General features: G+C 47.6%; 16 protein-coding genes. All 16 read left to right on the plus strand.

Annotated features, from left to right (window positions below; all coding sequences use genetic code 11):
• Positions 1 to 282 precede the first annotated feature (282 nt).
• On the plus strand, positions 283 to 687 hold the full coding sequence (locus SDD30_RS13250) for a hypothetical protein (protein WP_434075403.1): 405 nt from the start codon (positions 283 to 285) through the stop codon (positions 685 to 687).
• Positions 688 to 913: 226 nt separating this feature from the next.
• On the plus strand, positions 914 to 1,678 hold the full coding sequence (locus SDD30_RS13255; RefSeq protein ID WP_434075404.1) for a hypothetical protein: 765 nt from the start codon (positions 914 to 916) through the stop codon (positions 1,676 to 1,678).
• A gap of 192 nt (positions 1,679 to 1,870) precedes the next feature.
• On the plus strand, positions 1,871 to 2,371 hold the full coding sequence (locus SDD30_RS13260) for a JAB domain-containing protein (protein ID WP_434075405.1): 501 nt from the start codon (positions 1,871 to 1,873) through the stop codon (positions 2,369 to 2,371).
• 24 nt (positions 2,372 to 2,395) lie between these two features.
• Positions 2,396 to 3,694 (plus strand): DUF3854 domain-containing protein, encoded by a 1,299-nt coding sequence (locus SDD30_RS13265; RefSeq protein WP_434075406.1) that lies wholly within the window; start codon positions 2,396 to 2,398, stop codon positions 3,692 to 3,694.
• A 101-nt stretch (positions 3,695 to 3,795) separates the two neighbouring features.
• Positions 3,796 to 4,113 carry a hypothetical protein gene (locus SDD30_RS13270; protein ID WP_434075407.1) on the plus strand — a complete coding sequence of 106 codons (318 nt, stop codon included), beginning with the start codon at positions 3,796 to 3,798 and terminating at the stop codon, positions 4,111 to 4,113.
• A 1-nt stretch (position 4,114) separates the two neighbouring features.
• Positions 4,115 to 4,708, plus strand: coding sequence for a metal-dependent hydrolase (locus tag SDD30_RS13275; protein ID WP_434075450.1), 594 nt, complete (start codon positions 4,115 to 4,117; stop codon positions 4,706 to 4,708).
• 25 nt (positions 4,709 to 4,733) lie between these two features.
• On the plus strand, positions 4,734 to 5,207 hold the full coding sequence (locus SDD30_RS13280) for a hypothetical protein (protein WP_434075408.1): 474 nt from the start codon (positions 4,734 to 4,736) through the stop codon (positions 5,205 to 5,207).
• Between the two features lie 66 nt (positions 5,208 to 5,273).
• Positions 5,274 to 5,933: an IS607 family transposase gene (locus tag SDD30_RS13285; RefSeq protein WP_434075409.1), complete on the plus strand. Its 660-nt coding sequence runs from the start codon at positions 5,274 to 5,276 to the stop codon at positions 5,931 to 5,933.
• Entirely contained in the window at positions 5,887 to 7,317 is a 1,431-nt protein-coding gene (locus SDD30_RS13290) for a zinc ribbon domain-containing protein (protein WP_434075410.1), read from the plus strand. The genes SDD30_RS13285 and SDD30_RS13290 overlap by 47 nt, the downstream gene beginning before the upstream one ends.
• A gap of 859 nt (positions 7,318 to 8,176) precedes the next feature.
• On the plus strand, positions 8,177 to 8,515 hold the full coding sequence (locus SDD30_RS13295) for a UPF0175 family protein (RefSeq protein WP_434075411.1): 339 nt from the start codon (positions 8,177 to 8,179) through the stop codon (positions 8,513 to 8,515).
• Positions 8,499 to 8,990 (plus strand): PIN domain-containing protein, encoded by a 492-nt coding sequence (locus SDD30_RS13300; RefSeq protein ID WP_434075412.1) that lies wholly within the window; start codon positions 8,499 to 8,501, stop codon positions 8,988 to 8,990. The genes SDD30_RS13295 and SDD30_RS13300 overlap by 17 nt, the downstream gene beginning before the upstream one ends.
• Positions 8,991 to 9,133: 143 nt before the next feature.
• Complete coding sequence (gene dnaN / locus SDD30_RS13305) at positions 9,134 to 10,228, plus strand: DNA polymerase III subunit beta (RefSeq protein ID WP_434075413.1); 1,095 nt, start codon at positions 9,134 to 9,136, stop codon at positions 10,226 to 10,228.
• On the plus strand, positions 10,228 to 10,698 hold the full coding sequence (locus tag SDD30_RS13310) for a 5' nucleotidase, NT5C type (protein ID WP_434075414.1): 471 nt from the start codon (positions 10,228 to 10,230) through the stop codon (positions 10,696 to 10,698). Before dnaN ends, SDD30_RS13310 begins: the two co-directional genes overlap by 1 nt.
• Before the next feature lie 18 nt (positions 10,699 to 10,716).
• Positions 10,717 to 10,935: a hypothetical protein gene (locus SDD30_RS13315; RefSeq protein ID WP_434075415.1), complete on the plus strand. Its 219-nt coding sequence runs from the start codon at positions 10,717 to 10,719 to the stop codon at positions 10,933 to 10,935.
• 60 nt (positions 10,936 to 10,995) lie between these two features.
• Complete coding sequence (locus SDD30_RS13320) at positions 10,996 to 11,691, plus strand: hypothetical protein (protein WP_434075416.1); 696 nt, start codon at positions 10,996 to 10,998, stop codon at positions 11,689 to 11,691.
• A gap of 50 nt (positions 11,692 to 11,741) precedes the next feature.
• Positions 11,742 to 12,821: a DEAD/DEAH box helicase gene (locus SDD30_RS13325; RefSeq protein ID WP_434075417.1), complete on the plus strand. Its 1,080-nt coding sequence runs from the start codon at positions 11,742 to 11,744 to the stop codon at positions 12,819 to 12,821.
• Positions 12,822 to 12,830 lie beyond the last annotated feature (9 nt).

The following is a 12,830-nucleotide window of genomic DNA, read 5'->3' on the forward strand; positions in this document are numbered from 1 at the left end:
GTATCCAATGGAAGGGTGAGCGTAAGGAAACGGAGGTATCCATATCAGCCTAAAGATATTGTAGCTTATAATGGCCGGCGGTATATGGTAAAAGGGGTACAAAATTGCGGCGATTACGTTAAGTTGGCAGGACTTCCTAAGCCGGTTAAAACTAATCTAGTGGAACTTATACGGTACGGGAGAAGTTTTTGCATAGCTTAATGATTCCCCTTTCATCCCACGGCACGAGGCCGTGGGTTTTCAGGGGGCTAATTTTTATAAAACTGGAAGGAGTGAAAAAAGATGAGCATAGAATACTGGCCAATAGTTATTTACGGGTTGGAGGTAAAACAGTCGATGTTCGACGCCTACAAAATGGCCGAGTTAATCGGCCTTGGGAGCGACGAAGATGGAATTGTAGAAGACGATGACATTAATTTTCATGAATTCCTCGATGAATTAACCTATAAACCGGGCTACGAATATCTAACTTGGGTAGATTCAGCAGAAATGGACGGCGGGATATATTTCGGTATGCCGGCCGGTTATCCCTGGCAGTTTGATTCTAATATTGTTTACAAAAACTTAACTGCCGAGAAAGTTAAAGCTGATATTTTAAATCTGTTGAAACCATATCTGAAAGAAGGCATTGATGTTAAGGCTTTAGAAAAAAAAATAGATTACTACGAAGCGGTTGGTTGCGCTTAATAGTTTAAGACTTTTGCCGGGGAAAAATCAGTAAACAGAGCGGAGACGGCCCGTTTGAAGCCGACACCAAATTTTAAAAGAAGGAGGTGCTGGCGTAGGCGGGCCGTTTCCCGCCTGCGCCCTAGAAATGAGCACGAGAGGAGCTTATGGTTTCAGAATTGATGGCATGGATAAGTTAACTTTCAACCATTTTGATTCGTACCCTGAACAGTTGGGGCAAACGATAGTGGATTTCATCCAGGAAACTCCGTACGAGCGGATGGTTGACGCCGCCGGGAAAATCATCCTTGTTGACGGCGACAGCCGCCCCACACCTGACCAGATCAAAGAGTGCGAAAGGTTTGCCGACCTTTCGGTAGGAGAACAAAGGTTAGACGACTGGTATTGCTTGCTGAGACACGCCCAGGGAAGGCCGCGGGCATATACAGCAGGCGGGCTGCGGTATATGATAGACAACCGCGATTTTCTGGCCGATTCTTTATTCTGCGAATGGGCTTATATTATTAACCTGGACGACAAGGTGCTGGAGATTTACCGGGGGTTCCAGAAAAGAAAAGACCACAATCCCAGAAACCGATACCGTGACATGAAGCAAGCGGAAGAAAAATATTACCCTGTAGCCCTTATAGCGGAATTTTCTTTGGACAGCATACCGGATAACTGGGTTGATACTGTATACAAAAAAGCGAAGGAAGAACGCTGGTATAAAGCAAAAATTGAACCGTTATCTAAAGGGGGTCAAATTATATACCGCTGGGTCGAGATAGTATCTCCAGAAAAACCGTGGAAAGAAAAACTGATACTGCCGGTAGAGGAAAATTTGTTGGGGGTCACTCCGGCTAAAGCCGCAGAAGCTGTTCTTTTGAATGCAGTCCAAAAAAATCCTAGGTTAAAGAAAAAGTTAGCCCGTAAAGTATTTTGGGCAGATTTAATAGACGCTGTAGCTAAAATAAGCCGCCATTATGTTTTAACAAACGGCGTTTTGATCTAACGGCGCAGGGCTAAATGTCCTGCCCGGGCCGGAAAAAGATAAAAGTTTTCCGGCGCGGGCAAGGCATTAAGCTGCAATTGCCGGCGGCCACATGACGGCTTCCGGCAGTCAAAAATAACGGTTTCTAAATTAACAATTAAATAAAAGTGAAGTTTAAATTAACTAAAAAAACCAAAAAAGGAGGTTGCTGCCATGCAGCAAGAAACGGTGTTTGATGAATATGCAACTTATCCAAATTATCCAAAGCGTTACGCCGTCAACCTGGTAAATGTGAGACTGGTAAAAGAAAAAAGGATAGGTTACCTGGATAAAGAAATAAAGATGCCCGATACGGCAGTAAAAATCGCTATGAATTTATTAAATGAGGCTGACCGGGAACATTTTTTGGTGATGTTTATGGATGTAAAACAAAAAATAAACGGGGTGCAAATTATTTCTATGGGTACGATAAGTGAAGTACTAGCGCCGCCCAGAGAAGTTTTTAAAGGAGCCATTCTGGCCGGTGCTTCTGGGATAATTTGCGTCCACAATCATCCCAGCGGCGATGTTACCCCTTCAGAAAGCGATAAGCTTATATGTCAAAATTTAATAAAAGCAGGAAAACTATTATCTATACCCGTTTTAGATTTTATAATCGTTGGACCGGGAGGAGAATTTTTTAGTTTTAAAAGGCACAGCGATTTAATTTTTTAAATTTAAACAGGAGCTGTATGCCCGATGGTAATCAACGCTCTAGGGTTTTTAGAAGGCCTGCATTTGAAACCGGCGGGAGGAAATGAATACCAGGCCGACTGCCCAGCCTGCGGGGACACAAAAAAACATCTGTACGTAAACCTTGAAAAAAGAGTGTTTTACTGCCACAAGTGCGGTTTCAGCGGCAGGATAGACGACCCGGGGATTAAAAGACAGACTTATATACCCCAACCTGAAGAAGAGCCGGCAGACCCGTCAAAGCTGGACAGGGTTTACCGGCTTTTATTCCGCAGTTTGCCGTTATCTAAAGAGCATAAGGAGCAGTTATTAAAGCGGGGGCTGCCGGAAGATAGGCATAGCCCGTACGCCACGCTGCCCGGGCACGGCCGGAGCGAAGCGGTAAAGGCTGTTTTAGAACGGGAAGACCCTTCAAGCGTGCCCGGGTTCTCTGCAGGAGAACGTGGCTGGTATCTATCCGGGGCGCCCGGACTGCTTATACCGGTGAAAAATTTTAAAGGTGAGATATGGGGGGTGCAGGTACGGCTTGACAATCCGGCAAAAGGCAAATACAGGTGGCTATCTTCCAAGAAAGGGCAAGGTCCTAAGGCGAAGGCGCGCTACCATGTTGCCAGGAACGGCAATCTGGAGCGCGTCTGGATAACTGAAGGGCCGCTGAAAGCCGACGTGGCGTCGCATTATCTGGGTGAGACGGTAGTGGCCGTGCCCGGGGTCAATTCTTGGGACGCCGGAGAATTTGTAAAAGATTTGGTTGAAAACGGCGTTAAGGAAGCGGTGATTGCTTACGATGCCGACGCGAAAGAAAACGAAAACGTGGCCAGGGCCGCTTTGAAGCTGGGGCGGGAACTGTACCGCGCCGGCATAAAAATCTTTTATGCCGTATGGGATTTGCGATATAAAGGGCTGGACGACCTGCTGGCCGCCGGGAAAAAGCCTGAGATAGTCAACGTGAAGAGGTATAAAAAGCTGATAAAGAAAGGAGTTAAAAAATACGTGAACAGGGTGATAATCGCGGGAAGCGTCGTCAACGAGCCCAAAATAACGCAGGTTAACAGCCAGAAAGGGCAGGTAGAAGCGATAAGGATAATTCTCCTTACCGGGCGCAACGGGAAGAAAGAAACCATCACCCTTATGGGTTGGGGCGATGTGGCCAAACGGGCCGTGAGCTTAAAGAAAGGCCAGTTTATCATGGCGGAAGGCGTCCTGCAGGCCATCACGGCTTTCGATAAAGTGGGCTCGCCCATCTCGGCGACGAGGATAAATCTGACCAATTTCGAAGTAGTGGCCGAAAACATTGCAGGATAATGCATCGACAAAAATAGACAAAATACAACCTTGCGCGCAGGTGGGGTGAGGATGTATAATACTCTCAAACAGATGTTCGCTATAAGGAAGGAGCTGAAACAATGCAAAAGGAAAGACGCATAACTGACCCCCGGCCGGACATAAAAGAAGACAGCGTGTTGTGGGAAAAGCTGCTTAACCTAAAAATGGTGGCATTAGACTATGACGTCTGCTGGCTTTTACACGGGTTCCGGTGCCAGGGGACCGTCCTGGTAAAGCACAATGATACTTACGTCCTGCGCCCCCTGGTCGGCAAAGACGGGTGGGAAAGCGCGGAAGAATATAAAAAGCAAAGGGACATTTATCTGGTCCCTCACCGGGATAAGATTGCGTTAGCGTTAAAAGAAGTGGCAAAAGAACTTACAAAGGCAGGTGCTTGAAATGCGGGGTAGCACGCATCTTTTCACTGGTCTTGCGGCGGCTTCTTTGCTGGTCCACGACTATGCCGGCCTGGGAATGGCCGCGTTAGGAGCTTTAATGCCGGACATAGACCATCCGGACAGCCTGATAAGCCGGGAGATGACGCCCGGGATGCCGCCCGGCAGGATAGGCCGGGGGATAGCAAGCGTAATGCTGTTGGGAGCCTGGTACCAGACCAGGCTTCCTTTATTGCTGGCGGCGGGGATAGCGTTTTTAGTTTTAACGTTTATGCCGCATAGGGGCGTCACGCACTCCCTTTTAGGGATGGCAGCCGCCTGGTTAGCCATAAAAGCTTTAGGGTGGCCGCAGGTGCCTTTTCTAATTGGGTACAGCGTCCACCTGGCGGAGGACGCATTGACGCCCTCAGGGATACCTTTGCTGTATCCCTACCAGAAGCGCACGCGCGTACCATTAGTAAGGACCGGGAGCGTAGTTGACTGGCTTATAGGGCTGGCAGGAATAGTAATATTTGTAATGATGGTCTCGGCAAAAGGAATGCACGGGTCGTTGGATGTTTTAAAAGAGCTTATGCGAAAAGTGCCGGGCAGGCTATAGAAAACAAGAGAAAGGAGCTAAAAACATGGTTACCCTTGGCGAATTCAAATGCAAAAGTGGGAAATTGGTTGTATCTGATCCCTGTTACCCGCTTGGCACATGGTGCCAGGCAGAGATAAACAACGTCAAAAAAGGAATTTGGCTTGCTTTTGTTAAAAGAATTAATGATGAAGGAGTATGGGGAGAACGCTGCGCCGAACTGATTGCACACCATAAAGACCATAATTTACCTGAAAATGGCTGGGAGCATATAAGCGGCGATATCGGCGTTGACAGCGGACAGGCCGGTATTTTTGACTATAACATGTATCGCAACGATAATGCCATTGAGAAAATTTGGTGTCATTATTTTGATGCGGAAAAAAGACCGGGAGATAAAGATAAATGGTATGAAGTATGTTGCATGCTTACCCTTTCCAGGTTGGATGCCGGCGTTTTAAAAGGCGGCGCTGTGTCGAGCAGCGGTTTCGGAGGTTGGGAACAGTTTCTTTTCTTTTAACAATTATCCATAATAGGTATTGTCAACCGACATCACCTGATATAAACTAATATCAGGTGATGTTTTATGAAACTTTACACAGTGAGCGAATTCGCCGAAAAACTTGGGGTCAGCGTATCGACCTTGCGTGCCTGGGACAAAGAAGGCAAACTGGTCGCCCTGCGCACGCCTACCAATAAGCGTAGATATACGGAAGAAATGTTTTACCGGGCCTTGGGGATAAAAAACCGCCAGGAACCCCAAAAAATCGTATTATACGCCCGGGTATCGTCCTCCGGACAAAAACCTGATCTGGAAAACCAGTTGCATTACTTGAAGGAATTCGCCGCCGGCAGAGGGCTGGCTGTGGACGAGATATTTGCCGACATAGGGTCGGCGCTTAATTATAAGCGCAAAAATTTCCTGAAGTTGTGCGGGATGGTCACCCGTGGAGAAGTCAAAACAGTAATCGTTGCCCATAAAGACCGGCTGGTGCGGTTTGGGTTCGACTTCTTCGAGGATTTGTTCGCCAAGTTCGGCTGCGAAATCCTCGTGGCCAACAAAGCCGAAGACATGTCCCCGGCCCAGGAGTTGACCGAAGACCTGATCAGCATCGTCCAGCATTTCGCGGCCCGGCTGTACGGCCAGAGGACCTATAAAGCCCGCAAGTTGACCAAAACGGTGAGGGAGGCATTAGCCGGTGCGACAGACGATCAAGCAGAAAAGCCTGCCGCTGAACAGGGATAAGTGGGCCAAAATTGTCCAAACAGCAGAAGCCTACGCCCGCCAGAAAGACGCCTTTCTGGTTAAATACGGGCACGTCAAATACCTGCACCACTTAAGTGCCAAGCGCAAGCTGCGGGACGAGCTGGTTGCAGTCGGTTTCACCAGCCCTTTCGGGCTGCAAGCCCGCCAGTGGAAGCTGGCTTTGGACGACGCCCTGTTCACCCTGGAAAGGCAGTGGGAGGCCGCCGTCGTCGAGGTCAAAGAGCGGCTTTACCGTCATGAAGGCTTGTCCGACGAAGAAAAGCACTACGCCTTCTGGCTTTTGTACAGAGATAAAAAGCACGGCCGGGATTGGGAGAGGTTCCAGGCAATTTTCACTAATGAAGACATGGTTAATGAAGAAATAAATCTGGACACGGAAGGCCGCGCAAGAGTAAGAAAGTACTTGCAGCGCACCTTCCGCCGTATCTTAGGCAAAAGACCCCGCGTCAAAAAAGCCTGCAGTTTCGTTGTGGACCAGCAAATGTACCGGGTATTTACTGCCGGGAAGCGGCAGTATATCGCCGTAGCGACATTAACCCCCGGCGAAAGGGTGGTCATACCCTTGACCGGGATGCACGCCATGCAAGGCAACCTGCGGGTAGTTCTCCTGCCGGACGAGCAAGCGGTGGAAGTCCACTTGAACAGGGAACCCCGAATCCATCCGTCCGGCGGGGAAGAAGCCGGCATCGACCTGGGCGTGACGGAAGTATTTACCGACGACGCAGGCAAAAAGTACCGGCCCGAGTACGGCGAAGCCCTGCAGGAGATGTCCGACCATATTTTGGACAAGAGCCGGAAACGCGGGAAACTCTGGGCCTTGCGCCGGAAATTCTTGGAGCAAGATCCCAACAAAGCCTGGCGGATTCTAAGGCGCAATCTGGGCCTCATCAAGCAGACGAAAAGGAATAAAAGATACAGGTCCAGGTGCGAAAACGAAATCAACCGGGCGTTTAACGAACTCTACAAAGAACGCCGGCCGCGGGTAATCGCCTACGAAAACCTTGCTCACCTGCGCGGCAAAGCCAAAAGCAAAGGCCTCTCTCGCAAGGTAAGCGGCTGGCAGCGAAATATAATCAAGGAGCGCCGGGAATACAAGAACTACATCTACTCCGTCACCGACCCCGGGCCGCAAAACGCGGCCTATTCCAGCCAGGAGTGTCCGCAATGCGGGTGGGTTGACGCGAGAAATCGCAATGGAGACATTTTCAAATGCCGCCAATGCGGTTTTACTGCCGATGCTGACCAGGTGGCGGCCATGAACCTGAAAAAAAGGCTGCATGACGAAGAGATAACCCGTTACACCCCATATAAAAAAGTGAAAGCAATATTGCTTCAACGTTATTATCTTAAACAAGCCAATTAACCTTTTAGTCTCCCGGGATGTTCTTGGGAAAGGACAGGGATTGGCCCGGGCGGGAGAAAGCTCCGGCGGAACGTGCGGCCGGCTGGCTTCTGAGCTGCACGCGAAGCGGGCTTTGACGATGAGGTTTCCCTTCCGGGAAGCCGAGCGCCGCCGGGTAGCCAGGGCTGAGATGTGCGGCAAACGGCATTTTGGCCGGCCAAACCATCCCTATCCTTAAGGTGGGAGCCCAGCACTCAGTTGCCTGAGCTCAAGGCGTTAGCACCACCCCGCCGTTTGGAAGCGTCGTGGAGCTGGAAGAAGACGGTGGCCTCTGGTTGCCGGATGACGCTCCTCGACTTTGCGGCGTGACTGTTTCGGGCGGGACTCCAGACGCTCGGCTCCGCTTTTCCGCCAGCCGGAAAGCCGGGTTCAAAGCCAGCCTCTCGGAGAGCGTAAACTGCTTTTGCTGTCAACCTTATGATTAGTTGATAGAAGTTGATAGCAAAATTGAAACAGATGGAGTATACGACTGTTACGTTATAAGAGATGAAAACGGCAAAGCCGTAGCGGTAAAAATAATATTTATTGATGAAGATGAATTAATTCTGGATATAAAAGGGTAAATTTTTGCAGGGCTTTTGCAGGGCAGGGCTTTGCGCCCTGCCCGGAGGCTGCAGAGAAAAAGCTGCGGTTTCCGGGGAAGGCGCAACACCTTAAGCGCGGCTGCATGACAGCAGTGCTTGACCAAAGATAACTTTTCCAGGTTTTTCATCTGGAAAAGCTATTTTTAAAAATCCACCCTTTCTGCCGGGGGAAAACGGCAGCGCCAGTCTTATCCCGGCGCTGCCGGAAAGACTGGCGGGAAAGGAGGAAAAATTTTATGCAGGCGACATATAGAAATTTTTATAGGAAAAGCGATATAATATCGCTAGAGGTGATAGCAATGAGGAAAATAGAACTTCAGATACCAGAAGAAATATACTCGGTTATAGGAACCAGACGGGATTTAACTAAAGAAGTTTTGAAAAGACTGGCCGTAGCATTATATGCGGAAAGAAAAATATCATTGGGGAAAGCTGTGGAACTTGCTGGAGTATCTTATTCAAATTTTTTCGATTTACTGGCTGATTGCGGGGTCTATCTAGACTATGACGAAGAAGATTTAAATGAGGATATGGAAACTTTAAGGAGGCTAGGGCGCGGTGGTAATAATAAGTGATACTACTGTATTAATTGCCCTAGCAAAAATAGACAGTCTAGAATTATTGAAAAAACTTTGGCAGGCTATAATTATACCATTAGGCGTTAAAGAAGAAGTTATAGAGGAAAAACCTGGAGGCAAAAGAATCCATCAAGCAATAGAAGAAGGATGGATTATTGTAAAAGAAATTAAAGAAATTGACTATCTCAAAGTGTTGCAAAACCATTTAGGGTTCGGAGAAGCTGAATGTATAGCCTTAGCTGTAGAACAAAAAGCTAATTTAATTATAACTGACGATAAAAAAGCAAAAAATTATACCAAAAGAATCGGTATAAACGTGATGGGCACTTTAGGATTAATTGTTCAAGCGGTTAATGAATGTGTGCTCACACCAGAAGAAGGAATAAAAACTATAGAAAGACTAAAAGAGATAAATTTCCGCTTGAATGATACAGTGGTCGCTCAGGCAATCAGTCAAATTAACAAACATTAAACTTGTATGAGAAAGCCGCAGCTTTAAAATAGCAAGCGGCTTTTATAATAACCAAAAATCCACCCTTCCTGCCGGGGGAAAACGGCAGCGCCAGTCTTATCCCGGCGCTGCCGGGAGGACTGGCGGGAAAGGAGGAGTTTTTTATGCAGGTGACATGCAAGCAGAAGGACCTGGCCCTGGGGCTGCAGAAGGTATCCCGCGCCCTGGCAACAACCACCACCATGCCTGTATTGACGGGCGTGCTGGTGGAAGCCCAAAAAGACGGGCTTTATTTGACGGCCACGGATTTAATGCTGACCATTAAAACTCGCGTTCCAGCAGAAGTGGCCAAAGAAGGCAAAATGGTTTTGCCCGGGAAAATAGCGACTGAACTCATAAGGAAAATTGACGCCGAGCATCTGATAATCGTTTATAACGACCCGATATGCCGTTTCGTATACGGCAAAAACAAAGTAGAGCTCAACACTTATATTCCCGACAGCTACCCGGCTGCCCCGGAAGTAGATGGTATCGAGTTTAAGGTTGAAGCCCGTAAGTTGCGCGAAGCGGTCTCTATGGTAGTCGTGGCCGCGGCCAGAGATATTGCTGGAGCTATTTTCAGCAACATACTCCTGGAACTCCAGCCCGGAACGTTAAAACTGGTAGCCACGGACAGCCATCGCCTAGCAATAAAACCCATTTCTGTCCAGTACGAAGGAGAAGGCAAGAATTGCCTGGCGCCGGCAAAGCAGCTGTATGATTTAGTCCGCCTGTTTGACGACGAGGATTTGAACGTCACGATGGAAGACAGCTTTATCAAATTCGCTACCGAGACAGAAACGGCCTTCATAAGGTTGAGTGCGGGCAAGTTTCCCAATTACGAGGTAGTGATCCCCAAACTGCAGGCGGCAAAAATAACGGTTAAAAGAACTTTACTACTGGACAGTCTGGAACGGGCTTCCCTGTTCATTTCGGAAAAAAGAGTACCGATAGTAAAAATAGCGGTAAATGGGGAAGTAAGACTGGCAACCTATGGCAGCGATATAGGAGGCGTCAACGAAATCATAGAGGCCGATACGGAGGGGGAAGCGTTTGAGATGACATATAATGCCAATCTACTTTTGGATACGGTGCGGGTTGTAAACTCGGACGAGCTCATATTGACTTTTAGCGAAAAAATGAAGCCTTTAAAGCTGGAACCCCCCAGCGAAGATGCGTTGCATCTGGTGCTTCCCGTCTGGATAGGGAGCGAACAATAATGGTCGCCAAGATAGGCATAGATATCTGTAACACAATAGCGGACGTAAACGAATGCATCCGGCAGGCGTTAAACCCGCCGGATGCCTGTTTTAAAGAATATGGGCTATCGCGTTACGGGATAGATGAAGAATGGTTTACAAAACATCTAGAACTATTTGCCGAAGCGAAACCGATGCCCGGGGCTGTAGAGGCCCTGGACATCCTGGCTTCCGGCGGGATAGAGATTTATTACCTGACGGCGCGGCCGGAAAAAGCCAGGGGAATTACGGTTGAATGGCTGAAGCGGTGGGGTTTCCCGGAGGTCAGGCTTATAATGACGCGGGAAAAGGATGAAGCAGCTAAAGAACTAGGACTGGGCCTGGTTATGGAAGATGCTCCACCGGAGATAGCAAAGCTGGAAAAAGTTGGAATAGACGTAGTAATCTACCGCCAGCCTTACAACAAAGGAATGTTTACGTGGGAAAAATAGCAGGAAGGGGACAGGTAAATGTATATCGAATTTTTGTATCCTGTTTTAAGCGAAGAACAGTTAAAGCTGGGACCCTACTCTTATGTGCAGTTAACCTATAGATTTTTAAGAGTTGGCCCTACAACTGATGAAGATATTCTTGCTTTTTTAAACGATGAGGGAGTCTGGGAGCTTTCCGAATTGGCCGGCGAACATAGGGGTAAAAAATTCAGCGATGTTGTAGTCTATGTTGGTTAATTAATATCTTGCCGGCGGGATATCTCTCGCCGGCAAATATTTCGGAAAGGAGAAAAACAGATGGCAGTAGACTGCATTACCTGCAAAAATTACCGGTCCAGCCTTTGCAATAACTGCGAATTTGGTGACCGCGTTTTAGAAAATTATTATGAATTGGCTTTGTCCAATGAAATCGAAAAGCGGTTTTTAGAAAACCTGCGGGAACAGGAAAAATCGTTGGGATGCGAAATAATCTCTCGGGAACCAGATGAAAAGCTAGCAAAGGCTTTAAAGACGGCAAAGGAACTGGTGACGATATCCCCGGAGCAGCCTTATCCCTGCGTGTCTAGGGCTGAATACTTGGTATTTTGTGCGGGGGAAGACCTTCTGAAAGCTACAAACGGTTATTTGTTCTGCGAGATTCATTGCTCTATACCTTCAGAGTTAAGCGGAAAAAACATAGTCTATCTGGAAAACAAAATGATAGGCCTGTACCCCGGATCAGTGTTCTGGGAAAAACACATGGTAGATAGCTTATGCGAGGTCAACAGAAAAATTAATTTTTCTGCAGTAAAGACGGAAGACATCTGGTACGGCCAGGCTAAATGTTTAATCATGCCGGATGCCACGCTGAGATTGAACAAGAGATTTTTAGAAAAGGTTTTAAATGTTTTGGGGAAAGATTTTGAAGTAGCCTATAACGATGCCGACAGACATCAAGCGGTGGTTTTCGCAAAGGACAACATCAGGATTGCCGTTATGCCGATGGTTGAATAAGCCGATAAACTTCTCCCGGTTTGCTAATTTCGAAGCGAGGTGCTACTTGGGTGTCAAAAGTTAGTGCAAAATACAGATGGGACGATGGCAGGCGCATATCTACGGAAGACGGCAGCCACCTGCTAAAAACGCCAGAAGCAGCTAAAATACTGGGCGTGCCGGTTAGTTTTATTCGAGAACTCGTACACAAAGACATGCTAACGATAAAAGCTACGTATACAATTAATAGCTATGAGAATAAAGGCTGGCTTATATCTGAAAAAGAAGTAAAAGCGCTTTATGATGACCCTTTGGTGGCTGAAAAGCGAGAATCCTATAAGCATTGGCTGAAATTGCGGCAAAACTCCCGAGAAAAAGCTGAATTGCCGCTTCCTAAAGCAAAAGTGCGCCCGTTAAAGAAGAAACGAATAATAAAGCCTGATGCGTTTCAAGAAAAGGCAGTAGACTTAGCGATGCAAGGGTTGGACGTGCTGGTGATAGCTCCTACAGGGGCAGGAAAAACGTGGATAGCCGAGCAGCTGGCCCGGCGTGCTGTACAGGAAGGGAAGAAATTTGTATACGCTTCTCCACTAAAGTCCCTGTCTAACCAAAGATACCATGATTTTGCAGCTCTTTTTGGTGAGGAGAGGGCGGGGATTATTACCGGCGATGTAACAATCAATCCTGGAGTAGATGTAATCACGATGACAACGGAGATTTTTCGTAATAAATGCGTTTGCTCGCCATACGAACTTTTGCAGGTAAAATGGGCAGTAATCGACGAATTTCATTTGCTTGACAGCGACCGTGGTTCTGCATGGGAAGAATCGGTAATCTTCGCTCCTCCTGGAGTATCTTTGCTCTATTTATCCGCTACGGTTTCCAATTATCGTGAGATTGCATCCTGGATAGAGTGGGCGCGCGGCAAAAACGTAGAAGTGGTAATATCAGAAAGACGTCCTGTGCCGTTAGTCTGGCGATGGTTTATCGACGGGAAAGTGCTGACAGAAAAAACAGCGCCGGCGAAAATTAGGTTGCTCAAGGAAGCAAAAGAAGAAAGGTATTGGAGCAGGCGCAGCTACGGTGGCTGGCGCGAATGGAATGACTTTGACGATTGGGATGATGATTGGGAAGATTGGGAAGACGACTGAGATCGGAAG

This window comes from Moorella naiadis (nom. illeg.), from assembly GCF_051020825.1.
Lineage (GTDB): Bacteria > Bacillota > DSM-521 > Neomoorellales > Neomoorellaceae > Neomoorella > Neomoorella naiadis.

What these genes read in the sequence shown, in the direction of transcription:
- SDD30_RS13250 (WP_434075403.1), top strand. Translation starts at nt 283, where the DNA reads ATGAGCATAGAATACTGGCCAATAGTTATTTACGGGTTGGAGGTAAAA.
- SDD30_RS13260 (WP_434075405.1), top strand. Translation starts at nt 1,871, where the DNA reads ATGCAGCAAGAAACGGTGTTTGATGAATATGCAACTTATCCAAATTAT.
- SDD30_RS13265 (WP_434075406.1), top strand. Translation starts at nt 2,396, where the DNA reads ATGGTAATCAACGCTCTAGGGTTTTTAGAAGGCCTGCATTTGAAACCG.
- SDD30_RS13270 (WP_434075407.1), top strand. Translation starts at nt 3,796, where the DNA reads ATGCAAAAGGAAAGACGCATAACTGACCCCCGGCCGGACATAAAAGAA.
- SDD30_RS13275 (WP_434075450.1), top strand. Translation starts at nt 4,115, where the DNA reads ATGCGGGGTAGCACGCATCTTTTCACTGGTCTTGCGGCGGCTTCTTTG.
- SDD30_RS13280 (WP_434075408.1), top strand. Translation starts at nt 4,734, where the DNA reads ATGGTTACCCTTGGCGAATTCAAATGCAAAAGTGGGAAATTGGTTGTA.
- SDD30_RS13285 (WP_434075409.1), top strand. Translation starts at nt 5,274, where the DNA reads ATGAAACTTTACACAGTGAGCGAATTCGCCGAAAAACTTGGGGTCAGC.
- SDD30_RS13295 (WP_434075411.1), top strand. Translation starts at nt 8,177, where the DNA reads ATGCAGGCGACATATAGAAATTTTTATAGGAAAAGCGATATAATATCG.
- dnaN (WP_434075413.1), top strand. Translation starts at nt 9,134, where the DNA reads ATGCAGGTGACATGCAAGCAGAAGGACCTGGCCCTGGGGCTGCAGAAG.
- SDD30_RS13310 (WP_434075414.1), top strand. Translation starts at nt 10,228, where the DNA reads ATGGTCGCCAAGATAGGCATAGATATCTGTAACACAATAGCGGACGTA.
- SDD30_RS13315 (WP_434075415.1), top strand. Translation starts at nt 10,717, where the DNA reads ATGTATATCGAATTTTTGTATCCTGTTTTAAGCGAAGAACAGTTAAAG.
- SDD30_RS13320 (WP_434075416.1), top strand. Translation starts at nt 10,996, where the DNA reads ATGGCAGTAGACTGCATTACCTGCAAAAATTACCGGTCCAGCCTTTGC.